Here is a 26246-nt window from a genome sequence, read left to right as displayed (position 1 = left end):
ACCAAAGACTACTCGCCTATCTGTCTGGCAAGCTGGAGAATTATTCCGGCGGTCATTCCCCAGACAAACTGCTCTTCGTACCAGGAAAGATAAACACGACGGCGCAAACCCGCCCGGTGAATATCCAGCGGATGATAACGCGAGAAGTTCAGCGCGTCGTGCAGCGGGATTTCAAACAGTTCCGCGACCTCATCTTCATTGGGATGCAGCGGCACATCGACCGGAATAAGCCCGACGATGGGCGTGACCTGAAAACCGGTGCTGCTGTCGACGGGGTTCAGTTGGCCCAGCACTCTGACCGACGAGGGCGGAATGGCGACTTCTTCATAGGCTTCGCGCAGCGCGGTAAAGACCAGCGACGGGTCGGAATCATCCGCCTTTCCGCCCGGAAAGGCCACCTGACCCGGATGTTTACGCAACTGGTCGGAACGGCGGGTCAGCAGCAGGGTGGGTTCTTCGCGGCAGATAATCGGCACCAACACCGCCGCCCGACGTTTTCCGGTGGCCTTGCGAGGTGGCGTGGTCGGCAGGTGCAGCTGAAAACGGCGCACAAAGTCTTCGACGGCGCTTGGCAGGGCCAAGGCAAGAGGCTGGCTCATGGCATTGCTTCCTCACCCAGCGGCGGCAGAATACGCGCCACCTTGTCGAAGGTTTCCTGATATTCGGCCTGCTCGCGGCTGTCGGCGACAATCCCGCCACCGGCCCAGCAGAAGATTCTTCCCTGCTCGGTCAGTAAGGTACGAATGGTGATGTTGCTGTCCATTGTGCCGCAGCAACTGATATAGGCAATACTGCCGCAATAGCCGTTGCGACGCTGCGGTTCCAGCTCTTCAATAATCTGCATCGCGCGAATTTTTGGCGCACCGGTAATCGAGCCGCCCGGAAAGCAGGCGCGCAGGAGTTCGGCCGGATGACAGCTTTGCGGCAATCGCGCCGTAATGGTGCTGACCAGATGATGCACGGCAGGAAAAGGCTCGACCACAAAGAGTTCCGGCACCTTGACGCTGCCCGGAATCGCCACGCGGCCGATGTCGTTGCGCAGCAGGTCAACGATCATCAGGTTTTCCGAGCGGTCCTTCTCCGATTCCGCCAGCTGTCTTGCCCGTTGTTGATCCGTGTCGGGATCGGCACTGCGGGGCAGAGTGCCCTTTATCGGGCGCGTCTGGATGCGGTCCTCTTCAAGCCAGATAAAACGTTCGGGCGAGAGGCTCAGCACGGCGTTTTCCGGCAGGCGGAGAAAGGCCGAGAAGGGCGCGCGGTTGGCATGATTCAGGCGCAGAAACGCCTGCCATTCATCACCCTGATAATCGGCGTCGAAACGCTGCGCCAGATTGATTTGATAACAGTCGCCGCTGTGCAGATACGCCTGCACCTTGCGAAATTTTTGCCCGTAGGCTTCGCGGGTCATATTGGCGCGCCAGCCGGATTGCAGGGTGAATGGCGTGCTAGGCGCAACCTGTTGATGCTGCGCCAGCCAGTCGAGCCGCGCCTGAATATCGCCATGCGCCACAAGCGTAAGCCGCTCGAGATGATGGTCGGCGACAAGCGCCCAGTCATAGATGCCCATCGCCATGTCCGGCAGCGCAATATCATGCTCCGCCCACGCGGGAAGCTTTTCTATCGAACGACCAAGATCATAACCCAGCAGGCCCAGAGCGCCGCCCTGGAACGGCAGCGCCGGATTCACCTCTGCATGCAGCCCGCTGTTTTCCAGCTCGCGCTGCAATAAAAGGAAAGGGTCATCGCTCAGGACATCCGTTTGGCCATTCTGCCGCGTGATTTCTGTCAGGTGACCCCGTGTTGTCAGGGTTATGCGCGGATCGGCCACCAGAATATCGAAGCGATTATGCGCATGCTGCGCCGATCCCGAATGCAGCAGCATCGCCCACGGCAGGGAAGCCAACGGCGCAAAGCGGGTCAGCAAGGCATCGGGCTGATAAGGTAATTCTTTTATTTCAAGGGATTTTGCGGCTGACATAATTCGACTGGCTTCCTGACACCTGAGTGGCTGACACGACGTTACGGCTGTTCCTGACCGCGCGATCCTAGCATATATTTGCCGGGGTAGGTCATTGGCAGATTAAGGCGTATAATAGCCTGCTTGATTCGCACCACTCACGTTAAATGATGACAGGAATTTTCTCATGCTCACCGGTATGCCTTCACTTTCACACACAGAGCAGCAAGATGCCGCAGAACGAATCCATCAGTTAATGCAGGAGGGGATGAGCAGCGGTCAGGCGATCGCCGTGGTGGCTGCCGAAATTCGCGAGACGCATAAAGGCGATCGCGTGACCGTTATCTTTGATGACGAAGACGACGAATAAATCCCTTCGCGTTGAAACCGCCGTTGCACGCACATTTTACCCCGCGCAACGGCCAGTTTTAATGAGCTTGGAGCCTTAACTAATCAGCCTTTCACCACAACGGCCGCCGCCGCCCTGATAGCCGTTTCAACGGCCTGTTCAATCGTTTCGCCAATCGACAGCGCAACACCCAGACGACGCTTGCCGCTGATTTCCGGTTTGCCGAACAGACGCACCTGATTGGAACCCACCAGTGCATGCTCCAGACCGCTAAAGCTGACGTTGTTGCTGGTCAGTTCCGGCAGGATAACGGCAGAAGCTGAAGGGCCGAACTGGCGAATGGTGCCGATGGGCAGACCCAGGAAAGCACGCACGTGCAGCGCAAATTCCGACAGATCCTGAGAAATCAGCGTCACCATGCCGGTATCGTGCGGGCGAGGGGAAACTTCGCTGAACACCACGTCGTCACCGCAGACAAACAGTTCAACACCAAACAGACCGTGACCGCCGAGCGCCTTGACTACTTTGCTGGCAATGTCTTTGGCCCGCTCAAGCGCCAGCTCACTCATCTGCTGCGGCTGCCAGGATTCGCGGTAATCGCCGTCTTCCTGACGGTGCCCGATAGGCGCGCAGAAATGGATGCCGTCAACGGCGCTGATGGTCAGCAGCGTAATCTCGAAATCAAATTTCACCAACCCTTCGACAATGACGCGACCGCCACCGGCACGTCCGCCGAGCTGCGCATAATCCCACGCGGCCTGCAACGTTTCTTCGCTGCGGATAAGGCTCTGACCCTTGCCGGACGAGCTCATCACCGGCTTGATGATGCACGGATAACCGATTTCCAGCACCGCCTGCCTGAAACTGGCTTCATCATCGGCGAAACGGTAGGTAGACGTCGGTAATTGCAACGTTTCGGCGGCCAGACGGCGAATGCCTTCGCGGTTCATTGTGAGGCGAGTGGCTTCGGCGCAAGGCACCACGTTGTGGCCCTGTTTTTCCAGTTCGACCAGCATGCTGGTGGCGATCGCTTCGATTTCCGGCACGATAAAATCAGGGCGTTCACTTTCGATAAGCTGCTTCAGCGCATCACCGTCGAGCATATTGATGACGTGACTGCGGTGGGCAACCTGCATTGCGGGCGCGTCGGCATAGCGATCGACGGCGATCACTTCCAGACCCAGACGTTGGCATTCGATAGCCACTTCTTTGCCCAGTTCGCCGGAGCCTAATAACATGACGCGGGTCGCGTCGGTTCGCAGTGCAGTTCCAAGAGTTAACATAGCGGGATACCTAATTCTTTGTCGGCAATACCGACGTGGATAATGAATTGTGTTGGCGGTTTTAACCTTGTCGAAAGTCGTTCTGAAGGCGTGCCGAAATTAATTGGCGGTATTATATAGGAAAATTGCCAGCTACGAAAACGATTGCGCAGGCCAGTCTGCATTTGCGTGCGGCCGCCGAATATGCGTTAATAGTCGGGCATTCGCGATCGAGGCGGGTGCTTTTTTAATAGTAAAGGATAGTATAATGAGCAAGTTAACTGGTCAGGTAAAATGGTTCAACGAAAGCAAGGGCTTCGGTTTCATCACCCCTGCTGATGGTTCCAAAGACGTTTTCGTACATTTTTCCGCAATCAACAGCGATGGCTTCAAAACTCTGGCTGAAGGTCAGAACGTTGAGTTCACCATCCAGGACAGCCCACGCGGCCCGTCTGCTGCCAACGTCATCGCGCTGTAATCAGTTTTCTGGCTTATTAAGTCAGACACTAATGAGTAGATAACGTTTTTCTAAAACCCGCCTGCGTTGCGGGTTTTTTTGTGTCTGCCGTTTCTCCTTTCCCGGTTTTTTAGCGCGTAGCGTAGAGCGCTAAGGCGCGGTTTGCCCTTCTCTGTTATTATTCACCTTATTACAGGGCGCCGACCGTCTTGCGCCGTTTCGTTTTATTCGTCTTACATAAGAGTTATCGCCTTGAGCACGCATTCTTTTTCTACCCTGACTTTGCCATCTGAACAACTTGCCAACCTCGAAGAGCTGGGTTACACCCAGATGACGCCGATTCAGGAAGCCGCGCTGCCTGCCATTCTGCTTGGGCAGGACGTACGCGCCAAAGCCAAGACCGGCAGCGGCAAGACCGCCGCCTTCGGCATTGGTCTGCTGGATAAAATCACCGTCAGCGAGTTCGTGTGTCAGACGCTGGTGCTGTGCCCGACCCGCGAACTGGCGGATCAGGTCAGTAAAGAGCTGCGTCGTCTGGCGCGCTTCACCCAAAACATCAAGATCCTGACCCTCTGCGGCGGCCAGCCTATTTCCCCACAGCTTGATTCGCTGGTGCGTCAGCCGCATATCGTGGTCGGAACGCCGGGCCGTATCCAGGAGCACCTGCGCAAGGGCACGCTGAAACTCGACAGCCTGAAAGTGCTGGTGCTCGACGAAGCCGACCGCATGCTAGACATGGGCTTTAGCGAAGACATCGAAGACGTCGTGAGCTATACGCCGCCAACGCGCCAGACCCTGCTGTTCTCCGCGACCTACCCGGAAGGCATCGAGCGCATCAGCGGCAAGTTCCAGCGTCAGCCGCTCAATGTGGAAATCGAAGGCGGGGAAGACGTCGCCGACATCGAACAGATTTTCATCGAAGCCGATCGCCACAGCCGTCTGTCGCTGCTGGCTGCGGTGCTGTATCAGCATCAGCCGACCTCCTGTGTCGTGTTCTGCAATACCAAACGCGACTGTCAGGAAATTGCCGACACGCTGTCGAAAAAGGGCATCTCCGTGCTGGCGCTGAATGGCGATCTCGAACAGCGCGACCGCGACCGCGTACTGGTCCGGTTCTCGAACGGCAGTTGCCGCGTACTGGTCGCGACCGATGTTGCCGCCCGCGGTCTGGACATCAAACAGCTGGGCCTGGTTATCAACTACGAGCTGTCCTTTGACCCTGAAGTCCACGTGCACCGCGTGGGCCGTACCGGTCGTGCGGGCACGAGCGGAGTGGCGGTAAGCCTGGTTGCGCCGCAGGAAATGACCCGCGTTCACGCGCTCGAAGACTACACCAACAAGAAATTCAAATGGCAGCCTGCCTCGCAGAGCCTCTCGGCCCCGGCGGTGACGCTCGAGCCGGAAATGCTGACACTGTGCATCGACGGTGGCCGTAAAGCCAAAATCCGTCCGGGCGATATTCTGGGCGCACTGACCGGCGAAGCAGGGCTCACCGCCGCCGAAGTCGGTAAAATCGATATGTTCCCTATCCATGCCTACGTTGCCATTCGTAAAAATAGCGCCAAGAAGGCGTTGCAACGTTTGCAGGAGGGCAAAATCAAGGGCAAAAACTGCAAAGCGATGTTGATGCGCTGATTGCTGGCGTCCCGACCTTTGCTTCTACACCTCGAGAGGAGAGAGACCGAATAATGATGACACCTCCAAAGGCAGAAAAACGTCCTTACCCGATCACCACGCACGGCGATACGCGCGTGGACGACTACTATTGGCTGCGCGATGACGAGCGCAGCGATGAAGATGTGCTGAACTATCTGCAGGCCGAAAACCGCTGGACCGAGCAGGCCATGAAGCCGCATCAGGCGCTGCGTGAAGCGCTGTATCAGGAGATGGTCGGCCGTATTCCGCAGCAGGATCACTCCGTGCCTTATGTCAGGCACGGCTATCGTTATCAGACGCGCTACGAACCGGGCAACGAATACGCGATTTATCTGCGCCAGCCTGCCGAAGCCACCGAGGAATGGCAGACACTGATTGACGGCAACGAACGCGCCGCCGACCGCGAGTTCTACACGCTGGGCGGGCTGGATGTCAGCCCCGATAACCAGCGCCTGCTGGTGGCGGAAGATTTCCTGTCGCGTCGTCAGTATGATATTCGTGTGAAAAACCTGGTTGACGGGAGTTGGTCTGAAGAAGTTCTGAGTAATACCTCAGGAAGCGCCGAGTGGGCCAACGACTCGAAAACGATTTTTTATGTACGAAAACATAAGACGACGTTGCTGCCTTATCAGGTTTATCGCCATGAAGTCGGCACCGATCCGGCCAATGACGTTCTGATTTACGAAGAGAAGGACGACACTTTTTACGTCGGCCTCGACAAAACCACGTCGGAACGTTTTATCCTTATTCATCTCGACAGCACCACGACTTCGGAGTGCCTGCTGCTGGATGCTGACAACCCGCTGGCCGAACCGAAAATGTTCCTGTCGCGCAGAAAAGACCATGAATACGCGCTCGACCATTATCAGGGGCATTTCTATATTCGCTCGAACAAAGACGGCAAGAACTTTGGCCTCTATAAAAGCGAAAGCGCCGAAGAGGCAAGCTGGCAGACGCTGATTGCCGCGCGCGACGACGTCATGCTCGAAGGCTTTAGCCTGTTCCGCGACTGGCTGGTTATCGAAGAGCGTCAGGACGGATTGACCCATCTGCGCCAGATCCACTGGCAGACGGGCGAAGAAAAATCGCTGAAATTTGACGATCCAACCTATGTCACCTGGCTGTCGTTCAATCCCGACCCGGATACTTCGCTGCTGCGCTATGGCTATTCCTCCATGACCACCGCCAGCTCGCTGTTTGAGCTGGATCTCGACACCGGCGAACGTAAGCTTCTGAAACAGCAGGAAGTTAAAGATTTCGACGCTAAAAACTATCGTAGCGAGCGCGTATGGGTGACCGCGCGCGACGGCGTAAAAGTGCCGGTTTCACTGGTCTATCGTCACGATATGTTCAAGGCCGGGCACAATCCGCTGATGATCTATGCTTACGGATCCTATGGCAGCAGCATGGATCCGGGCTTTAGCGGCAGCCGTCTCAGCCTGCTGGATCGCGGTTTCGTGTTTGCGCTGGCGCATATTCGCGGCGGGGCCGATTTGGGTCAGCAGTGGTATGACGACGGCAAGCTGTTCAACAAGATGAACACCTTCCACGATTTCGTGGATGTCACCCATGAACTGGTTGCGCAGCAGTATGGCGACAAAGATAAAGTGTTCGCCATGGGCGGCAGTGCGGGCGGCTTGCTGATGGGGGCTGTCATCAATCAGGCCCCGGATTTGTATCACGCCGTAGTGGCGCAGGTCCCGTTTGTCGATGTGGTTACCACCATGCTCGACGAGTCTATCCCGCTGACTACCGGCGAATATGACGAGTGGGGCAATCCCAACGACAAGGCCTATTACGACTATATTCTGCAATACAGCCCGTATGATCAGGTCAAGGCGCAGAATTATCCGCATATGCTGGTCACGACCGGCCTGCATGATTCTCAGGTGCAATACTGGGAACCGGCAAAGTGGGTGGCAAAACTGCGAGAACCGAAAACCGACGATCGCCAGTTGCTGATGTATACCGACATGGATTCGGGGCATGGCGGTAAATCGGGGCGCTTCAAGGCCTATGAAGATATCGCGATGGAATACGCCTTCGTCATTGCCCTGAGTCAGTAAACTCAGGTTTTACTCAGTATTCTCATCAAAAAATCAGAGAAATATCAGAGTAAATCGGCAATAATAAGAGGCGGTCAAGGCCGCCTCTTTCTTCACACGAAAAACCCTTCGGCTGAAACGTCAGTTTTGCAGGAAATACTGCAAACTGTACTTCATATCGGCACTCAGGCTGGTGACTGAACGCAGCATCCAGCGAAGATACCCGGGATCCTGCAACGCCACTTCGGCAATCTTTTGTCCGCGATACTTGCCAAACTTTAACGTACGCAGCAGCGTAGGGCGTTCGGCAATCGCCACCATCTCTTCCGGTGTCCAGTCGGACTCTTGCAGAATACGCTGCAACAAGGCGGCCGTGACATAACAGTCATACAAGGCGCGGTGCGCGTGTAAATCCTGCGGCGGATGGGTGTCGAGATTCAGGCTCTTGCGCAGGTTTTGCAGGCTGTAGCTCGGCTGATTCGGAAACAGTTCGCGCGACAGCTTGACGGTGCAAATCCATTGGCCGTTCATTTCGGGCAGCATCTTGCGGTCAAAGGCGGCGTTGTGCGCCACATAAAACGGATGATTTTGATACCGCCTGACCGCCACGGCGATGCGGGGCTTATCTTCCACCATCTCTTCGGTAATACGATGAATGGCCATGGCCTGCGGGCTAATCGGCCTATCCGGACACACCAGATCGCTCATCGGCTGAGTGATGATGCCGTCGACCACATCGACCGAGGCTATCTCTACCACGCCGCCGTCGAAGCCACAGGTTTCTGTATCAATCACCCTGAAAGTCATGTTGCTTTGCTCCTGATAGTCTAGGTTCCCTGATAGCTTAACAGCTCGACGTGTCCCTGCCAGCCGTTGTGAGTTTGTCTGGCGATAACAATCGCGTCTTTGTCTTCCGGCCCGACGGCAATCACATGGCCGAGTTCGGACCAGATAACGCTTTTGCCTGCCGGTGACCAGCCGCCGGTTGGGGCGCAGTGGTTGGCCATCACGACCGTCATGCCATGCATCTCGGCATATCCGCGCATCATGCTGCTGTCTTTGTCATAACCGGGTTTGGAGATTAACACCCCGGCGGCATAGATATCTGCGCCGTGGTCGGCGGCATATTGCGGATGCGAAGGCTCTGCGATGTCGGCGCAAATTGCTATTCCGAGCGTTTTATCCGCCACGCTGAGTTGAGGACCGCCCTGACCGGGTGTGAAGAACGCGTCTTCATCGGCGTGCAGATATTGCTTGGTATAGGAATACAACGTGCCGTCGGGGGAGAACACCACCGCGCCGATATACAGCGCATCGCCATCGGTACACCCTAACGGCGCGCCTACCACGATAGTCATATTGTGGATCTTGGCCTGACTGCGCAGAATTTCAAGTCTGGGGTCCTGTAAAGTCAGTCCGAGTTTTCGGGCAAGTTCCAGTTCGTAACCTGTCAGGGAAAGCTCGGGGAATATTAGCAGATCGACGTCGCTTTTCGCAGCCTGCGCCACGGCTTGCGCGTGACGTTCGATGTTTACTTCGATATTGCCGGCCAGGCAGGAGATCTGCGCCGCAGCAAGAGTAAAGTCACGCATTCAATGTTCTCGGGTGGTTTCAACAAAGGCCAATTAACAAAAAAACCCGCAATGGCGGGTTTATCTTGATACGAAGTCAGGGATTACGCAGAAGCCTTTTTCGCGCGTTTTTCAGCCTTTTTTCGGCTGGCGTTTTCAGCGGCTTTTTCTTCGCATTTTTTTTGCTATCCATTCCTTTACTCATATCGGCCTCTCTAAAGCGGGTTGGATGGGTTGCTCTGCTATTTACTGCCTATTTGCGGCAAGTTGCAAGAGGGGACTGCGAATATTTAGGCAATCCCCGATACCGGCCCTTCACGGGTTACACGCATGAAAAGCCGAACTGCTGATTATCTGCGCAGTGTCGCCGATTTACTGTGCTGTCAGTCGAAAAACACCGTCTTTTTTACGCCTGAAAGAAGCAAGGTGATTGACCCCTCACGCCGGATACGCTGTTATTAAGACCAGCAAGCAAATCAATACACTGGAATGAAAACATAACAGGAAATGTCATGCCTAGATTGAAAGGGTTGTATTTACCTCGGGAAGCATACGCCAGTGGATTGCTGGATACCGGCGACGGTCATCAGATTTACTGGGAACGCAGCGGAAATCCCAAAGGAAAACCGGCGGTCTTTCTGCATGGCGGTCCGGGCGGCGGATGCTCTTCCGTGCATCGGCAGTTGTTCGACCCCAATGACTATGACGTCATGCTTTTCGACCAGCGCGGTTGCGGGCGCTCACTGCCGCACGCCAGTCTCGAAAATAACACCACCTGGGATTTGGTGGCCGATATCGAACGTCTGCGCGAAATGGCCGGTGTCGAAAAATGGCTGGTGTTTGGAGGTTCATGGGGATCGACACTTGCGCTGGCCTATGCCCAGAAACATCCGGATCGCGTGAGCGAAATGGTGTTGCGCGGCATCTTTACCATCAGAAAGCAGGAACTGCTGTGGTATTACCAGGAAGGCGCCTCACGTTTCTTCCCCGAGAAATGGCAACGCGTGTTGTCGATTCTTTCGAAAGAAGAGCGCAAAGACGTGATTGCCTCCTATCGCGCGCGGTTGACCAGCGAAGACAGAGAAGTACAGCTCGAAGCCGCCAAAGTCTGGAGTCTGTGGGAAGGCGAGACTGTTACGCTGCTGCCCACAGAGGATTCCGCCTCGTTCGGCGAAGAGGATTTCGCGCTGGCGTTTGCCCGTATCGAAAACCACTACTTCACCCATTTGGGCTTTATGGAAACCGACGATCAACTGCTGCGCGACGTCGAGAAAATCCGTCATATTCCGGCCGTCATTGTGCATGGTCGTTACGACATGGCCTGTCAGGTGCAGAAACGCCTGGGATCTGGCCAATGCCTGGCCCGAAGCCGAGTTGCATATCATTGAAGGGGCAGGGCACTCATTTAACGAACCCGGCATTCTTGACCAGTTGATCCGCGCCAACCAGAAATTCGCGCGTCGCTGATTGTCCGTTTAATCCTGTCTGCTTTCTGTTTGAAGAGGCGAATTATCGCTGCTTCGGTTCATAAGGCAGGCGGGAGTATTTATGTGATTCCACCCGATAAAACGCCACGCGCTCGCGAAAATAGTCGCGCAGATGCGCAGGCTGCTCACGTTCCACGATTTCAGACACCACCGGCATGTTGTAGCGCTCTTTGAACGCCACGGCGGAGGCGGCCAGATCCACGTTAATCTTGTCCATCTCTTCTTTGCTGATTTCAGCCAGATTTCGATTCATCTTTATCTTCCTGCAAGGTAATGGCGCACATTGTACGCGAGCGCAGCGCCGAGGTGAATGCTTTGCGCGAGCGTAGGGGCAAGTGGCTCAATCTAAATGAGATGAATAATCATTTATATTTCCGTTGTGGATTATTTATTAATTGGCTTCATTTTATGTGCAATTAAATATAATCGTAATAAGAATGATTCTTTTTATTCACCGCAAAAGGCTTGAATAATTCTCAATAACAATATGATTCTTATTTCTTATGATTTTTTTAATTCATTTAAATCAATAACTTAAATTATTTAATTGATTTTCATGATATTAATCAAAACAAGGCTTTTTATTTGAAGGTGAGTTGGGCATAATGCTCGGAAATAACGATTCGCACTAATAAAGAAATTTATTTATTTAAATTCTGGAGACTCATCATGCTTAAAGAAGATATGGTAAAACAGCTTAACGCCCAGCTGAATCTTGAATTCTATTCCGCCAACTTGTATTTGCAGATGAGTGCCTGGTGTAGCGATAAAGGGTTTGAAGGTGCGGCTGCGTTCCTGATGGAACACTCTCGTGAAGAGATGGACCACATGCATCGCCTGTTCAAATACGTAAGCGACACGGGCGCATTGCCGCTGCTGGGCACCATTGAAGCGCCGCGCGCCGACTTTGTTTCGCTTTCTGACGTTTTCAATCTGGCTTACAAGCATGAGCAACTGATCACTGAAGAAATCAACAAGCTTGCCGATTTGGCGATGACCACCAAAGATTACTCAACCTTCAACTTCCTGCAATGGTACGTTGCCGAGCAGCATGAAGAAGAGACGCTGTTTAAACTGGTTCTCGACAAACTGGGTCTGGTCAGCAATACCGGTAATGGTCTGTTCTTCGTCGATAAAGATCTTAAAGGCATGGTTGGGCAATCCACTCCTGTCTAAGCGTTAAAGAAAAACATACACGCAGGGTTGTTCACACGACTCTGCGTTTTTTTTAAGCTTATTATTCATGTCATTACTCCTCTCTCCTCTCTGAACTTTTTGTGCGGGATCCGTGCAATTGCATCTTACGATTATCTTAAGCCAATAATTTTCACAGATCCGGACGGCAGATTGCGCTAAAGTTGCGCGTGCATTTTTCATGTTCAGCTAGCCAAGGATAAATTGTGTCGATTAAAAAACTGATGCGTTCACGGAGTTTCAGTATTGCCTGTGTTTTAGCCGCAGGTTTGATTTCACAACAGGCGCTTGCCCACGCACACCTCAAGACCGAAACACCGTCTGCCGACAGTCAGGTTGCCACCGCGCCGACCGAATTGACGCTCGGCTTCAGCGAAGGCGTTGAACCCAGCTTCAGCAAGGTGGAGTTGACCGGGCCGAACAATAAACCGGTTAAAACCGGTGATTTCAAGCTCGCGACCAATGACAATACGCAGGTGCTGATAACCTTGCCGACGCCTCTGGTTTCCGGAAATTATGTCGTTTCCTGGCACGTAGTTTCCGTTGACGGCCACAAGACGCAGGGTAAATACAGCTTTAGCGTGAAGTAGCCCATGAGTCTGGCGTCACTGTTTGTCTTATGCCGCTTTGTGCATTTCGTGTCGGTGATGCAACTGTTTGGTGCCTGCGTTTTTACCCGCCTGCTGTCGCCGGACGGTTTTTCGGCGATTCTGGCGCGTAAAAATCAGACCTTAATCCTCGTATCGGCCAGCATCTCGGCATTCACTGCCGTACTGATGCTGGCGGTGCAGGCCGGCGTGATGGGTAATGGCTGGGCCGATATCTCCAACCTCAACGTCTGGTTGCTGGTGCTCACTACTGCCTTCGGCGAGGTTTGGCGCTGGCATATGCTGATGGCCGTGTTTGCCTTGCTGCTGTTGCTGATTGACGGCTTACCCGGCCGCTATCTGCTGGTGATAGCGCTGAGCGGCGGACTGCTCGTCGGTCAGGCGTGGATTGGTCATGCTGCCATGCACGACGGGCTGCGCGGGTCCCTGCAACGCATCAATCATGCAGTGCACCTAATCAGCGCTGCCTACTGGTTTGGCAGCCTTGTCCCGCTGTTGACCTGTATGGCCTTCACTCATCAGCCCGGCACGCGACCTGCGGCGATTGTCACCCTGTTGCGATTCTCCACGCTCGGCCATTTTGCCGTGGCGCTGGTGGTACTCACTGGTGTTATCAATAGTGCCATGATTTTGGGCCGTTGGCCGACCAATACACATTCACCTTATGAATTGCTGCTGGTCGTCAAGGCGGGATTGGTGCTGCTGATGGTCGCCGTCGCCGTGTATAATCGCTATCGGCTGGTGCCGCAGCTGGCGCGTGATCCGCACAATGCGCAGCGGCGCATGATTGCCGTTTGCTGGTTCGAATTTGCTTTAGCACTGCTGGTGATTGCGCTGGTCAGCCTTTTTGCTACCCTGTCGCCCAATTAATGATGTCGGCAATTTGCGTCAAGATTGATTTTGGAAAGTTAAACGAGGAAGAGTCATGAAAAAAACACTGCTTGGGTGCCTGTTACTCACTCTGTCTGCCAGCAGTTTTGCGGCGCCACAAGTTATTACTGTCAGCCGTTTGCAGTTTGGCAAGGCGTGGGCGTTTACCCGCGAAGAAGTGATGCTGCAATGCCGTCCGGGCAATGCTCTGTTTGTAATCAACGACAGCACCCTGGCGCAGTATCCCCTTAATGACGTCGCGACTCAGATGGTCAAAGAGGGCAAGTTCAGCGCCTTGCCGTTGAGCACGATTCAGCTCGATGACCCTCAAAACCCCGGTCACAAGATGAGTCTCGCTCCCTTTATCGAACGCGCCAAAACGCTGTGCTAATCTGATTTCCCGAGGCTGACGCCGTTGGCCTCTATTAATGATTTATCATTCAAATGACTGATGAGTTTCGCAGTGTAATCATGTCAGGATGATAAGACCTGTTGGCTTGTTCCCGACTTTTCGTCTCTTATTCGGCCTTTATTCATTAATAATCCACCACGTTTTGCGAATCCGCTCACAAATCTAAACTCATTTCCCCAAGTTATTATCACTTGATGACAAACCCGCTGGTAAACCCATAAGCCTCGTCTACGCTTTAAGGTGTAAGGCTTAAACGCCTGCATCAATGCCAACTTTTAGCGCACGGCTCTCTCCCAAGAGCCATTTCCCTAGACCGAGTATAGGAATCGTACTCGGTCTTTTTTTTAGGTTTTTTAAAACAGCCACTTACATGAAAATCAGTCACTTATGGAGTGTCCTGTTCTACCCTGTACCCCTGTGTATACCCCTCGTAGTCAATTTGTAGTCAGTGAATTCAGCCTTTGCAGAGGGTTGAAATTAATTGCGTCCTCTAAATGGTCTGGTGCGAAATGCGCATAACGCATCGTTACGCGAATATCGGAATGACCAATAATATGCTGTAGTACAATTATGTTTCCCCCGACATCATAAAATGACTGGCGAAAGTATGCTGCAAGACGTGGCTCATCTGGCCTTCAGGTAATTCTATTTTTGCAATCTTGAGCACGCGATAAAACTGACGGTAGCATTCGTCAAAGAGCTTGCCCTTGCGGGCTATTAACTCATCGTAAAGCGTCTGGCTAATAGGTATTGTGCGGTTTTTCTTACCTTTAGTTTTAATAAAGGTGATCTTCCCTGGTGAAAGCTGCGAGGCTTTAAGCTTGGCGGCTTCGTTCCAGCGCGAGCCGGTGCTCAGACATATCTTAACGATTAAAGTGAGGTCAGGGTTTGCGTGTCCGCGACAGGCGCGCATCAGGCGGGTTAACTGTTCATCGGTCAGCCAGGCCATCTCTTTTTCTGGCACAACGAACTCACGGACGCTTTTCAGCGGGTTAGGGTAGCTGATCTCACCTAGTCGGACTAACTCATTAAACACCGCACGTATAAACGCATGTTCACAGTTTACGGTCGCAATCGAGACTTTGAGGGACTTTGTGCTGGTCTTATAGCCGTTTTCAATCTCGCCACGCAGCCGGCAATCGCGATAGTGCGCTCAATCTTTTGCCGTCAGAGTATTAGCAACCTGATCGCCCAGACCGCGACAAATTATATGCAGTTTGCCGAGGCGGCCTTTCTTGTCGTTGAGTGAACAGCCGTGCAGTTTGTACCAGAGGTCGATTAGCTCACTGAGGTGACGTTGGTCGTCTTTTTCGCCCAGCCACGGTTTAGACTCAATTTCAGCCATCATAAATTTTTCGTAATTGATGGCTTCCCCACGGGTTATAAAGGTTTTACGAACCCGCTTAGAACCACGGCCATTGAGGTAGAAATCACACTGCCATTTTCCGTCCGCAAGCTTTTTAAGGCCCATAGTCATTCTGCGCTTTTGAAATCAAAAGACGCAAAAAACTGTATATAAAAACAGTGTTCAATGTTTGTTTTAGTTGTTTTAAACCAATGCTTGGGTATTGGGGAACATTCGAGCCCTAGTTTGCTCTCTCGTTGAATCCTATTACTAAACTAGCAATGTATTCCAGGAAAAATACCTTCTCCCATGCTTAATAATCATACTAATGCTACTAGGTAACATCATATACCAAGCTTTAAAACTGTCAGTAACACAATAGTTCCAGTCAAACTTGATGTAACAAGATAAAGGGTCATTACACCAAGTTATTTCTGTATATAATATTTTCGTAATGTTAGTAATTATTGAATGTTCATAGACTGCACTAATATGAGTTAGTCAATAGTCTCTGACGCAAATATAGCTGTTGGTGTATTGGCCTGGGCACGTATTATTGGCCAATAGAAAGGAGTATCTCTCCATTCATTTTTTGCTTTTCCCTCCTGACGTAGTAAAAACAGAATTGGGTGATCTATTGCATATGCTTTTGCAAGCTTACCTTCAGTTTTCTCTGAATCTGGAGTTTCAATGAATTTTGCATGTGATGTCATGCTTGCTAAACGTGCTGAATTACGTCCGTTAGCCGCCCAAAGCCAAATCTTGCCACGCTGGTCCTTTTGTGTATTTTGGGCACTTAAGTGAGCAAGTGCAGCTCGTGCGCCCTCCCAGTTAAACGGATGCGCGTCTTCTTCGTCTTCGAAAATTAGAGTTGTCTCTATCTGACTTAATAAATCTTGGCCTTCTTGTAGTGAGATAAGTACTGGCTCATCTGCATTAAATCCTATGAGTTTCTCTACCTCAGAATCGATCTTTTCAATTACTTTCTCAATACCATTAGCACCAGTACGATAACCAGTTTGGAAGCCTATCGGAAGAATGCGTTTAAAGGGGCGTAAAGTTTGAGTTGTGGATACCAATATTTTGTTTGGGCTGCATGGCACGATAGTACCGTCCTTAGCTTTGCGAATAAACTGTACAGTTTTATCGCCGCCAGTTTCAATAGCTTCACGTAACGTTGAATCAAATTCTTCCATCTGTTTCATTGTGGCATGGATTGACTGGGACGTGTAAAAACGTGTTACTGCCAGTTCTGCACGTCTATAACCGTACATTCGTGAGTGTTGTAGCACAGTATCTTGCTGAAACTTTTGGGGACGGCGACCATAATAAAAACCAATTAGGTTTGCTAAGGTTATTCCGCGATCAAGGACTTGTCCTCCTAAAAATACATTAAGCGGGCTGCGGAGTTTAAGTTGGCCTGTGTCATCAAGCATGTTGATGACGTTTTCTTCCGAATTTACTTTGGTGATTGTTATATGATCATCGTTTAGAGCCTTAAGAACTGCGGTGCAAACCTCGTCAAGTGTCGGTACTGGCTTATGGTCCAAAATTAACGACTGATATAAGTCGTCATACGAGGTTTTTATCAGCTTGTGAAATATATCACTGCCGTCTTCAGCGGATTTTTTAAGTTGGCTTACTAGCTCAACTGTCAATTTCTCTTGCCAATCGTGGGAATCCCTACCTGCCTCTGAATGCAGGAGAAAAGAATAACGTAGTTTCTTAGCATTAATTTTTGCTATTACACCTTTTATCGACAGAATACACCCACCGACTATAAAAGTGATTAGAGCTGTGCGATACCCCTTAATTTTCGGGCTCTCTAGAGCATTTTCTAGCTTGAAAGCACGGCCATCTTGCTTTTTTAGCCGATCAAATTCACGATGATCTACACGATGGTAGATTAAGCTTTCCAACGTTTCATCATTACGACTTGAAAGCTCACCGAAATAAGTGTCCCCCCTACATACTCAGCTGGTACGGGTACTAATTTAGTGAAAGCTGGTCGCGTGGGCTTAAATTCAAGGACATTACTAACTTCAACCTCAGTTGGTTGAAGATAAAGTGAATAAGGTGTTGCGGTAACTTGGAGAAAAGAAACTTTGGATATAAGTGAGCGAAGTTCGCTAATCTTCGATGCAATCTTGTTTGCTTTTATGACATCTCCTTCTTTTGAGTATCCTATAGATGCACTATCCGCCTCATCATCTATAATAAGTACGCGTTTTTCAGCCATTTGGGGGTGATTTTGGAATAAATCAATCAAGTTTCGTAGGTTGTCATCTTGCTTTTTGGCAATAAATATCATCTTAGAATCAAGCTCAAACTTACCAAATGACTTTGGAGCGCTCATTATGTCATAGATTTCTAGTTCATGGTCATCAACAAACATCTCAAAATCTTTACGGAGTCGCTTATAAGTCTGTTGGGTCAGTGCCTTGGAATTTTTGGTGAGAACAATAGCGAAATCGAAACTATTGTCGAAGGCTAATGCTAGTATGCTTATAAAGGTGCGTGTCTTACCACTTTGAACTTTACCAAGTAGCATGCCAGGATGTTCTGATGTTGTCGAAGTGTTCAATAGTGATGAAATTGTTTCTTCAGCACAAGTAAAGGTATCTTGGCTAAAAGTAACGTTAGATTTTCTGAATTCCGTATAGAAAAAACCTTCTCTGTCAATGGTTTTCATTATTTTTCCTTATGTATTTTTATTTTCACAATAATAGTGAAATTAAAATTAATACATATTTCGGAAAAATGCTAAAAAATTGCGATTACCTGGTACGACTCATAACCTATCCACATTCTGCGAGAAAAATTGTGTCCTTTATCAGATGAGCTCATAGTACTTAACTTTTAATCTATTGACCTTCTAAAAAACAAACCCCGCATCAGCGGGGTAGGGGACTTGTAGTGGCATAGTGAATTTGGCCACCTGAATAGAGGTGATATCATCACCTCATAGTCAAAACAGGTGACATTATGACCGGACGTAACAGACGCAATTTTAGCCCCGAGTTTCGCCTCGAAGCTGCCCAGCTTGTACTCGATCAGCACTACACCGTTGCCGCCGCTGCCACTGCGATGAATGTCGGCAAATCCACGATGGACAAATGGGTTCGACAAATGAAAGAAGAGCGAGCGGGAAAATCACCCGTAGCGTCACCCATGACACCCGAGCAGATTGAGATACGTGAGTTGAAGAAAAGACTTCAACGCGTTGAAATGTAAAGGGATATATTAAAAAAGGCTACCGCGCTCTTGATGTCAGACTCTCTGAACAGTTCTCATTAGTTGAGAAACTCAGGGCGCGGTTTCCTGTTGCCGTTGTGTGCAACGTGTTTGGGGTTCATCGCAGCAGTTATAAATACTGGCGGCAGCCTAGGAATCCTGACGCCACGAGAGTGGCTTTACTGAGCCTTATGCGTGAAGTTTATCGCGAAAGTAACGGTTCAGCAGGAGCGCGAAGCATTGCCGCAATGGTCACCACCAAAGGTATAAAACTGAGCCGCTGGCGGGCAACAAAGCTGATGAAAGCGCTCAATATTATCAGTTGTCAGCAACCTGGCCATCGTTATAAGAAGGCGTCTAAAGAACATATTGAGATCCCTAATTATCTGGATCGCCAGTTTGCTGTTACCGAGCCTAATCAGGCTTGGTGCGGTGATGTGACTTATATCTGGACGGGAAAACGCTGGGCTTATCTGGCTGTTGTACTCGATTTGTTTTCCCGTAAACCGGTTGGCTGGGCTATGTCATTTTTCCCTGATTCAGCACTGACAGGTAAAGCCCTGTCGATGGCCTGGGAAGCACGGGGGAAACCGGCTAATTTACTGTATCACTCGGATCAAGGCAGTCACTATACCAGCAGGAATTTCAGACAGTTACTGTGGAGATATCAGATAAAGCAAAGCCTGAGTCGCCGGGGAAATTGCTGGGATAACAGCCCAATGGAACGGTTTTTCAGAAGCCTGAAAACAGAGTGGGTGCCGGATAATGGTTACGTAAATTTTAGCGAAGCCAGCACAGCGATAACAAATTACATCACGGGATATTATAGCCAGCTCAGACCTCATCAATATAATGGAGGTCTGACGCCGAATGAATCAGAACGATTGTTCTGGAAAAACTCTAAAGACGTGGCCAGTTTTAGTTGACCACTACGTGGGTCTTAACATTAAGTGTCATGATTCTATATATTTAACTACCTTGCTATGACTCAAACTTGAATAGCCAACCAATTTCTCCACTCAGCATTAGGCGTGTTTATATCTGTTGACATGGAGAGGCCAGCCAGTGGGTTTTTGCTGTAAACCTGATTGATTAGACTTGATTGATCATGCTTTGTGATGGGGTTACCTCCATTCCAGGACAGTGTTTCCTCCTGTCAGCACATTTTCCCTAAATCCCCTTCATCCTCCTAAAAGTAGGTTCGTCGAACCTGTACAACCTCGGCCCCATCGTAGCTGTTAATGAGTCTCTGGCGGGTAGGCTTGTACAACTTTCTAAGCTGATTCCTAAGTCAAATTTTATGATTTAAGAATCCTTCTAATTTTATAAAAACGTAATAAAATCAATAGTCACTTAATTAATTAACAATCCATTGACCTCCGACCACACAAAAAACTCTGCATAAAGTTGTACAAGGTGCAGTTTCTTGTATAACTTTATGGCGTGACAGTTAGTCACACGTAACGAAGGTGCTTTGCGCCGCCTCTGAAGGAATTACGGAACTAAACTTTCAGAGGTCTTTTTTTCCAAATTTGATTATTTGATTGATGATTTTGCTTGTTTAGCAATGTTTTTCATCGCATCCAAACTCTGACAATTTCTGGGCTAGGGAGTTAAAATGTTGCGTACCGCGAGTACTGAAACCAAAATAACTGAATATCTCAAAGGCTCTGAGACTCATTCAAATAATGAGATTGAGGCAATCTCCTCAATCTATAATTCGCTCTACGGTAATAAAAAGTTTGTGACCAACAAAGACATTATTCTCGGGCTTATCGAAAAGCTGGAAACCGAATCAGATCCCATGAAGCTCGATGTTTATCGTCAGGCGCTGGAGATTGTGGTCGATCATACGCCGGATGACATAGAGTCCTGATTTATTAGGTGTTAGTGTCTCAAAACAAGGAAGTTAGCTGTCTGCAAGCTATTTTGCCTCTGAATCATTCGGAGGCTTTTTTATGGGGTTATCCCTTCGCATAAAAAATCCGCTCGACTATTCCTTTCACTCAACCATTACTTTCACACAATAAAAGAGTAAAAGTTGCCCATCTGCTTAAACGCAAATCGACGAATCACACGACGATGTGCCTGCCTTGTTATTAAGAATTTATGCGCCGTTAATGCACAGCGTGGGAAATAACCTACATTGCGTATTAATTGAACAATAAAGAGAGGGGAAAGGGGACGTAAGGTATTACCGATGCGAAGAGAAACCAAAGGGAGATTTTTTTAGAGGAAAAGTTCACCACAAGGCCCGGATATGGCTGCCTTGTGATGGGAACCGATTAGACTAAATCGTCAGGGGTGCGAAACACGACGGCTTCGAGAGCGTTACGGTAGATATCCAGTTTAACCACGTCAGACTCAGTCTCCAGCATCGAGATCAGTTTAATCATAATGGCTTTGTTTGTTACCAGGCGACCCTTTGTTGCTAACTCTATTTTAATGTCCTGGATAACGTCTAATTCACTTTGAAAGGAGTGTGCAGTAAAGCGGGTCTTTTCAAATTCTACAAAATTCATTTGCGACATTTTATAACCCTAAAAGGTAGTCAAAAAAATACCACTGAGGATGGAAATCAACGTGGCATCCTCAGTGGCAATGCAAAGCATCTTCGTTACAAGCTCCAGTAGAGCTGCAATAAACTTATACAAAAACCCGAGGTTGTACAACTTTTAAATGAACTATTTGTGCGTTCGTGGGATTTTTTTGCATTTTAGTTATAAGCAAGCATGGGGATTCGCTTTTTAGTTGTATGCAAAATAAACATTTTACGGGTGATGATTGATGTAACTGGCTGTTTAACAGCACTTTATGCCCGATTTGATTCGTTTTTAATCCAAATTTGTGTTACTCGGACATTCTCGCTGTACAGATTATTTACAGGTAACTTTTTCACCCTTGTACAACGTCTCGAACACGTTAAATGTCTATTGCGACGGGTATTCTAGTCAGCTAAAAACGCCACGGCAAAAATGGCCGGTTAAATAATCGCCGTAAAATCAATGATTCGGATTTTTCTTAGCTGTGATTCTTGAGTGCGTTTTTAAAACCCAGGATATTTACGTTCACCAATGCTTTTACACTTCTGCCTCATTTTTTCTGCACACTCAAACTACCCCTTTATCATTCTGTATGCTTAACGTGCAGCGAATGTTTCAGCGCATTATGATGCGTAACTTTTTCAGAATATCGGGACTCGCCGCAAATAATTGTCTTTTGATGTTCTAAGCTGAAAGGGTGATTGTTAACAAACTGCATAAGACAGTTATGTTTAAGCAACCTTCTCATCAAAAAGGAACTAAAAATGAGCGATGCAATTTTTGAACAGGCACCGATGAAATTGATTACGCGATTCACGCTGGGTGACGGCGTGGCGCTGGTGACTTTTCCTGTGGGAAATCCGCCTGTGAGTTATCACCTCGAGGCGAAGATCGTTGAAGTCCGGGATAACGACTATGTGGGGAAATCACCAAGGTTGATCCGGTTGGGCGCGACTCTTTCGAGCAGCATCACTTTCACATTGGTGGGCACGTCGAATTCCTGTCGGAAAATATTATGGCCAACGCACCATAAGAGAATTTTAAAATATCAACTTCCGTTATATTAAGGGCCTTCAAGATTCCCTGCACGCGTGTCGATAGATGCCCGTGCAGGTCGAAATCAGATATCGCCGATTCAAGCTTTTCAACGACTCTGCCACGTTAGCCGTGAGAACTTTGTATCGCTATGTTGGCGATAGAACCTTCTCGTGTTCTTCGCGGAGACCCAAACGTGAAAAAATCATCCTGATTTGTGCCGCGCTGGTTATGGCCGGATGTTCTGCCGGCCCTTACGAGCCAACTCAGCAGGTTTTACAGGCTTACAGCACCAGCAAACCTGATACCACCAAAGTGCGCGTTCATCGTAAACCTCAAATCTCGGGGTCGATTCTTGATGAAAGCTGTCCGCTCATCGTTTATGTCGATGAAAAGGAAGCTGCCGGTTTGCAGAAAAATCAGTACGCCGACCTGTATATCCCGAATGGGATTCACACGCTGAAAGTGAAGTTTTCCTGTGCCATCACGCCATTGGATAAAGCCATGACCATCGAACTTGACGGCACCCCGCAAACCTTTGAGACGGCGTTGAATTCATTGCACCGTTATAGCCTGACGAGAATCAAATAAAGTGATGTCCCTGATTGAGCAAGAAGAAACGCTGATCCTGGTCGATGAGCAGGATAACCGCGTTGGCACGGGTCCTAAATTGCAGGTGCATCTTCAGGGAAAGTTGCATCGCGCGTTTTCAGTGTTCGTGTTCAACCGTCAGGGACAATTAATGTTGCAGCAACGGGCGAGCGGGAAATACCACTCGGGCGGGTTGTGGACCAACTCGTGCTGCGGCCATCCACGGCCCGATGAAGACAATGCGCAGGCGGCGACCCGTCGACTTTACGAGGAGATGGGATTCACCTGCACATTGACGGAAGTTGATCGGATCCTTTATCGGGTCGAGGTGTCTGACGGGTTGGTTGAACATGAATATAATCATACATTTATGGGCGTATTCGATGCCGCGCCGGTCTTGAATCCGGAAGAGGCGGAAGGGTGGCAGTGGATATCGGTCGCCGATGTCTTCACTGCCGTCGAACAAGCCCCTCAGGATTTTACCGCGTGGTTCAAGGTCATTCTGGCCCATTTCGGCCAGCCGGTTATTCAGGGCTGGGCGCAGCGTTGTCTCCCTCATTGACCGAAACCAGCGTTTTGCCGTCCTTGGCCGCGTCGGTGCGGACAATCTTATGCAGCCTGCCATCGCGAAAATGCAACGCAACGCCATCGTCGGCGGCATAGGCTTGCATAATACTTTGCTCTTTCAGCAAGTTGACAAACGACTCCTCTCTGCCTTCCTCTGAACCAAAGTGAGGGCACATGACGCCGGTCAGCAAGCCCAGACCCGGAATCAACGAATACCCTCCGCCCGAATCCGAATGCCCCAAATCGAACCAGCAGATAGCGCCGGCACTGGACCCGCAGAGCACGGCCCCGTGGCGCAGGGCAGATTTCAGCTGCTGGTCGATGGAGAACTCGCGCCAGACGGCCATCATGGCGCGCGTGTTTCCCCCGCAACGAAAATTACATCCGCCTGAGAGATAAGCTCGTCTATTTCCTTCACGGTATGATAAGGCGTGCGGAACAGCGACAGCACACTAACTTTGTGCCCCGCCGAGGTGAACTTGCGTTCGAATTGCTCGATTCTCTCCGGTACGTCGCCGCTTGCGGTAGAAATATAAAGAATCTGCGGATCTTCCTTTTGGGTTAAGGACAGGATGTAGCTGTCAATAGGGGTAATTTGCTGCAAATCTGCCGATGTTTCTCCGCCGATGGCAACAATGTTGGCCTGCTTGATACCGGTATTTTCAGAGTTGGCTTCCATCTTGACCTCTTTTTAAGTAAATCGCATATCCTTCACTATAATAGAAAATTCGGAATGTTATCGTCGCTAGAGGAGCAAAGGGTATGCGTTATATCCTCTTCGCGTTGGTTGTGCTGGTTGCAGGTTTTGCGGTTTATCCGTGGCTGCAAAGCCAGCTTCCCCCGCAGTACAATCCTTTTACCCCGCTTTCCGTGAGCGATCCGCCCGGACTGATTACCCAATATAAACTCAAAAGATTAAGTAAAAATCCGGCTGCCTGTCTGGCCGTGCTTGAACGCGCCAAAGCCGATGGCCTGCTGAATTTTCAAAGCGTAGGCAATACTCGCGGGCAATGTCCATTAACCGATGCGGTGCGCGTACAGAATTTTGGCAAGGTGTCGCTCAGCTCAAGCTTTCTGGCGAGCTGCCCGCTGGCGGTAAGCACGACGATGTTTGTGGCGCAGGCGGCGGCTCCGGTGGCTGAGCGCGTCATGAATCAGAGGCTGATACGCATCGATCATCTCGGCAGTTTTGCCTGTCGCAATGTTTATCATCGGGCTGAGGGGCGGATTAGCGAGCACGCCACGGCAGATGCGCTGGATGTTTCGGGATTCAGAATGACGGGCGGGGAAAATGTCACGGTCGCCGGAGGATGGAAAAGAGAGGACAAGACCTCAACCTTCCTGCATGACGTCTTCAGCGAAGGGTGTCCGTTTTTTGGCAACATTATCGGACCGGACTACAACGCAGCGCACGCCAATCATTTTCATCTCGGCATGCGCTGGTTTGGTTTCTGCCGCTAGTCGGCATTCATGGGCGATTATTCGGCCAGATAACGCTCAACCAGACGGGTCCAGTAGGCGACACCAAACGGCAGGCTGTCGTCGTTGAAGTTATAGGCAGGATTGTGCAGCACGGCGCTGTCGCCATTGCCTAGACGCAGGAAGCAGCCCGGTTTCTGTTGCAGGAAATAGGCAAAATCTTCGCTGCCGGAAATCGGCGGCAGGTCGGCTACCACATTCTCTTCGCCCAGCAGTTCCTGCGCGACCTTCGTGGCGAATTCCGTCTCCTGATGATGATTCACCAGCACCGGATAACCGGGCACATAGTCAATCTCGGCCGTAGCGCCATAGCCCTCGGCATGGCGGGTCACCAGAGAGGTGATGCGCTCTTCGAGAATCTTGCGCACGCCTTTGTCAAACGAACGCACGCTCATTTCGAGGCGCGCGGTATCCGGGATAACGTTCGCCGCATGGCCGGAATGCAGGGAACCAATGGTAATCACGGCAGTCTCATTAGGGTCAATATTGCGCGAGATGACCGTTTGCAGCGCTACGACCAAGCTGCTGGCAACCAGAATCGGGTCGACGGTCATATGAGGGCGCGCCGCATGACCGCCTTTGCCGTGGATAGTGATGTTAACGGTATCGCAGGCCGCCATAAACGGACCCGGACGGAACATCATCTTACCGACCGGATAACCCGGATGATTGTGCAGGCCATAGACGGCATCGCAAGGGAAACGGTCAAACAGGCCTTCCGCCAGCATGCGCTCGGCGCCGCTGTTGAACCCAATCTCTTCGGCAGGCTGGAAAATAAGATGCACGGTACCGGAGAAATTACGGCTGCGAGCCAGTTGTTCCGCCGCACCCAGCAGCATGGCCGTGTGGCCGTCGTGACCGCAGGCGTGCATTTTGCCGGGCGTCTGGCTGGCATAGTCGAGGCCGGTGAGTTCGGTTATCGGCAGGGCGTCCATGTCGGCACGAATACCGATGCTGCGCGTACCATTGCCGACTTTCAGCGAGCCGACTACGCCGAAGCCGCCTACGCCGGTCGACACTTCAAAACCCAGCGCGTGAAGTTTGCCGGCAACCAGTTCGGCCGTGTTGGCTTCTTCGTTTGAAAGCTCGGGATGTTGGTGCAGGTGTTGGCGAATCTCACGCAGGCCGGGTTCAAGGTCGGCTACGTCAGCAAGTGTGCAAAGATTTTTATTATTCATGGCGAATTGTCTGTCTCTTTTGGAGAAGATGAACCCGGCATTGCCGAGTCAACGTGATGTAACACACAGAATGCAATGTCTTTTGGCGTGTGGCAAGCGGCAGAAGACCCGCAAGGGCAGAAGGGAGAATCCCCCTGGATCTGCTATAAAATAGAGAGAAGAATTTTGCAAAAAGCGCCGCTGGGCGCAGCCTGTGGGGGAGTGAGACGCGATTCGAAGACACTTTATGCAGCGCTTTGAGGTCATGCGTGGTAAAAAGTCGATTTTCTACACACTTAACGCGTAATAAAGTGTTTTGATAGGCTCTCAGTCAATAAAATAGCTGCTTTTTGTTGCTCAAGCTGACACCCTATAAGAAATAGCGAACAACATTCATAGAGCTTGATTATTATCGTATTTTCGCTGG

The 26246-nt window shown here is 50.4% G+C and carries 24 protein-coding genes and 3 pseudogenes; 15 read left to right on the top strand and 12 right to left on the bottom strand.

Annotated features, from left to right (window positions below; genetic code table 11):
* Window positions 1–8 precede the first annotated feature (8 nt).
* Together O1V66_RS10215 and pabB are read right to left on the bottom strand one after the other, a co-directional pair.
* Complete coding sequence (locus O1V66_RS10215) at window positions 9–599, bottom strand: CoA pyrophosphatase (protein ID WP_045046521.1); 591 nt, start codon at window positions 597–599, stop codon at window positions 9–11.
* Window positions 596–1978: an aminodeoxychorismate synthase component 1 gene (gene pabB, locus O1V66_RS10210; protein WP_045046522.1), complete on the bottom strand. Its 1383-nt coding sequence runs from the start codon at window positions 1976–1978 to the stop codon at window positions 596–598. Before pabB ends, O1V66_RS10215 begins: the two co-directional genes overlap by 4 nt.
* A gap of 166 nt (window positions 1979–2144) precedes the next feature.
* Between pabB and O1V66_RS10205 the strand changes: the two genes are divergently transcribed.
* Window positions 2145–2327, top strand: a complete 183-nt coding sequence (locus O1V66_RS10205) for a YoaH family protein (protein WP_045046523.1) — start codon at window positions 2145–2147, stop codon at window positions 2325–2327.
* 83 nt (window positions 2328–2410) lie between these two features.
* Here O1V66_RS10205 and purT read toward each other — a convergent pair whose 3' ends face one another.
* Window positions 2411–3589 carry a formate-dependent phosphoribosylglycinamide formyltransferase gene (gene purT / locus O1V66_RS10200; protein WP_045046524.1) on the bottom strand — a complete coding sequence of 393 codons (1179 nt, stop codon included), beginning with the start codon at window positions 3587–3589 and terminating at the stop codon, window positions 2411–2413.
* Window positions 3590–3836: 247 nt separating this feature from the next.
* Between purT and cspE the strand changes: the two genes are divergently transcribed.
* From cspE to O1V66_RS10185, 3 genes are all read left to right on the top strand, one after another.
* Window positions 3837–4046, top strand: coding sequence for a transcription antiterminator/RNA stability regulator CspE (gene cspE, locus O1V66_RS10195; protein WP_009635825.1), 210 nt, complete (start codon window positions 3837–3839; stop codon window positions 4044–4046).
* A 231-nt stretch (window positions 4047–4277) separates the two neighbouring features.
* Window positions 4278–5660 carry an ATP-dependent RNA helicase DbpA gene (dbpA, locus tag O1V66_RS10190; protein ID WP_045046525.1) on the top strand — a complete coding sequence of 461 codons (1383 nt, stop codon included), beginning with the start codon at window positions 4278–4280 and terminating at the stop codon, window positions 5658–5660.
* A 53-nt stretch (window positions 5661–5713) separates the two neighbouring features.
* A complete protein-coding gene (locus O1V66_RS10185; RefSeq protein ID WP_269128301.1) occupies window positions 5714–7747 on the top strand; it encodes a S9 family peptidase in 2034 nt (677 codons plus the stop codon).
* Window positions 7748–7867: 120 nt separating this feature from the next.
* On the opposite strand, the gene exoX is transcribed toward O1V66_RS10185, so the two are convergent.
* Together exoX and O1V66_RS10175 are read right to left on the bottom strand one after the other, a co-directional pair.
* Window positions 7868–8533: an exodeoxyribonuclease X gene (gene exoX, locus O1V66_RS10180; RefSeq protein ID WP_045046527.1), complete on the bottom strand. Its 666-nt coding sequence runs from the start codon at window positions 8531–8533 to the stop codon at window positions 7868–7870.
* A 20-nt stretch (window positions 8534–8553) separates the two neighbouring features.
* Window positions 8554–9318, bottom strand: a complete 765-nt coding sequence (locus tag O1V66_RS10175) for a carbon-nitrogen hydrolase family protein (RefSeq protein ID WP_045046528.1) — start codon at window positions 9316–9318, stop codon at window positions 8554–8556.
* Between the two features lie 491 nt (window positions 9319–9809).
* Between O1V66_RS10175 and pip the strand changes: the two are divergent.
* Window positions 9810–10764: pseudogene (pip, locus tag O1V66_RS10170) on the top strand (prolyl aminopeptidase).
* A gap of 42 nt (window positions 10765–10806) precedes the next feature.
* Here the strand turns inward: pip and O1V66_RS10165 are convergent.
* The gene (locus tag O1V66_RS10165) at window positions 10807–11037 is read right to left on the bottom strand and encodes a DNA polymerase III subunit theta (protein WP_045046530.1); all 231 of its coding nucleotides are present in this window, start codon (window positions 11035–11037) and stop codon (window positions 10807–10809) included.
* A gap of 416 nt (window positions 11038–11453) precedes the next feature.
* On the opposite strand from O1V66_RS10165, the gene ftnA reads away from it, so the two are divergent.
* The 4 genes from ftnA to O1V66_RS10145 all read left to right on the top strand — a co-directional run bounded on the left by ftnA (window position 11454) and on the right by O1V66_RS10145 (window position 13847).
* Entirely contained in the window at window positions 11454–11960 is a 507-nt protein-coding gene (gene ftnA, locus O1V66_RS10160; protein ID WP_045046531.1) for a non-heme ferritin, read from the top strand.
* Window positions 11961–12184: 224 nt separating this feature from the next.
* Window positions 12185–12568 (top strand): CopC domain-containing protein YobA, encoded by a 384-nt coding sequence (gene yobA, locus O1V66_RS10155; protein WP_082050949.1) that lies wholly within the window; start codon window positions 12185–12187, stop codon window positions 12566–12568.
* A 3-nt stretch (window positions 12569–12571) separates the two neighbouring features.
* Window positions 12572–13456 carry a copper homeostasis membrane protein CopD gene (gene copD, locus O1V66_RS10150; protein WP_045046532.1) on the top strand — a complete coding sequence of 295 codons (885 nt, stop codon included), beginning with the start codon at window positions 12572–12574 and terminating at the stop codon, window positions 13454–13456.
* 55 nt (window positions 13457–13511) lie between these two features.
* A complete protein-coding gene (locus O1V66_RS10145) occupies window positions 13512–13847 on the top strand; it encodes a YebY family protein (protein ID WP_045046533.1) in 336 nt (111 codons plus the stop codon).
* 455 nt (window positions 13848–14302) lie between these two features.
* On the opposite strand, the pseudogene O1V66_RS10140 reads toward O1V66_RS10145, so the two are convergent.
* From O1V66_RS10140 to O1V66_RS10130, 3 genes and pseudogenes are all read right to left on the bottom strand, one after another.
* Window positions 14303–15339, bottom strand: a pseudogene (locus tag O1V66_RS10140) (phage integrase).
* Window positions 15340–15710: 371 nt separating this feature from the next.
* On the bottom strand, window positions 15711–17132 hold the full coding sequence (locus O1V66_RS10135) for a Z1 domain-containing protein (protein ID WP_269128300.1): 1422 nt from the start codon (window positions 17130–17132) through the stop codon (window positions 15711–15713).
* Window positions 17120–17905 (bottom strand): DEAD/DEAH box helicase family protein, encoded by a 786-nt coding sequence (locus O1V66_RS10130; protein WP_269128299.1) that lies wholly within the window; start codon window positions 17903–17905, stop codon window positions 17120–17122. The genes O1V66_RS10135 and O1V66_RS10130 overlap by 13 nt, the downstream gene beginning before the upstream one ends.
* 293 nt (window positions 17906–18198) lie before the next feature.
* Between O1V66_RS10130 and O1V66_RS10125 the strand changes: the two genes are divergently transcribed.
* Together O1V66_RS10125 and O1V66_RS10120 are read left to right on the top strand one after the other, a co-directional pair.
* Window positions 18199–19373 (top strand): IS3 family transposase gene (locus O1V66_RS10125; protein ID WP_414058460.1). Its coding sequence is split into 2 segments (ribosomal slippage): window positions 18199–18445 and window positions 18445–19373, totalling 1176 coding nucleotides; the frame shifts between segments, so codons are not numbered across the junction.
* A 692-nt stretch (window positions 19374–20065) separates the two neighbouring features.
* Window positions 20066–20323 carry a biofilm development regulator YmgB/AriR family protein gene (locus O1V66_RS10120; protein ID WP_045046537.1) on the top strand — a complete coding sequence of 86 codons (258 nt, stop codon included), beginning with the start codon at window positions 20066–20068 and terminating at the stop codon, window positions 20321–20323.
* A gap of 409 nt (window positions 20324–20732) precedes the next feature.
* Here O1V66_RS10120 and O1V66_RS10115 read toward each other — a convergent pair whose 3' ends face one another.
* A complete protein-coding gene (locus tag O1V66_RS10115) occupies window positions 20733–20978 on the bottom strand; it encodes a biofilm development regulator YmgB/AriR family protein (RefSeq protein WP_045046538.1) in 246 nt (81 codons plus the stop codon).
* Between the two features lie 776 nt (window positions 20979–21754).
* Between O1V66_RS10115 and O1V66_RS10110 the strand changes: the two genes are divergently transcribed.
* From O1V66_RS10110 to idi, 3 genes are all read left to right on the top strand, one after another.
* Window positions 21755–22057, top strand: a complete 303-nt coding sequence (locus tag O1V66_RS10110) for a hypothetical protein (RefSeq protein ID WP_269128298.1) — start codon at window positions 21755–21757, stop codon at window positions 22055–22057.
* A 100-nt stretch (window positions 22058–22157) separates the two neighbouring features.
* Window positions 22158–22616 (top strand): hypothetical protein, encoded by a 459-nt coding sequence (locus O1V66_RS10105; RefSeq protein ID WP_269128297.1) that lies wholly within the window; start codon window positions 22158–22160, stop codon window positions 22614–22616.
* A 4-nt stretch (window positions 22617–22620) separates the two neighbouring features.
* The gene (gene idi / locus O1V66_RS10100; RefSeq protein ID WP_045046541.1) at window positions 22621–23178 is read left to right on the top strand and encodes an isopentenyl-diphosphate Delta-isomerase; all 558 of its coding nucleotides are present in this window, start codon (window positions 22621–22623) and stop codon (window positions 23176–23178) included.
* On the opposite strand, the pseudogene O1V66_RS10095 reads toward idi, so the two are convergent.
* A pseudogene (locus tag O1V66_RS10095) lies at window positions 23141–23862 on the bottom strand (Type 1 glutamine amidotransferase-like domain-containing protein). The gene idi and the pseudogene O1V66_RS10095 sit on opposite strands and share 38 nt — an antisense overlap.
* A gap of 83 nt (window positions 23863–23945) precedes the next feature.
* On the opposite strand from O1V66_RS10095, the gene O1V66_RS10090 reads away from it, so the two are divergent.
* Window positions 23946–24644 carry an extensin-like domain-containing protein gene (locus tag O1V66_RS10090; RefSeq protein WP_045046543.1) on the top strand — a complete coding sequence of 233 codons (699 nt, stop codon included), beginning with the start codon at window positions 23946–23948 and terminating at the stop codon, window positions 24642–24644.
* 17 nt (window positions 24645–24661) lie between these two features.
* Here the strand turns inward: O1V66_RS10090 and O1V66_RS10085 are convergent, their stop codons facing one another.
* Window positions 24662–25840, bottom strand: a complete 1179-nt coding sequence (locus tag O1V66_RS10085) for a M20 aminoacylase family protein (RefSeq protein WP_045046544.1) — start codon at window positions 25838–25840, stop codon at window positions 24662–24664.
* Window positions 25841–26246: the final 406 nt, after the last annotated feature.

The sequence above is a fragment of the Rouxiella chamberiensis genome (genome assembly GCF_026967475.1).
In the GTDB taxonomy this organism is placed as follows: Bacteria; Pseudomonadota; Gammaproteobacteria; order Enterobacterales; family Enterobacteriaceae; genus Rouxiella; species Rouxiella chamberiensis.
This window is presented reverse-complemented; position numbering and strand designations above follow the sequence as displayed.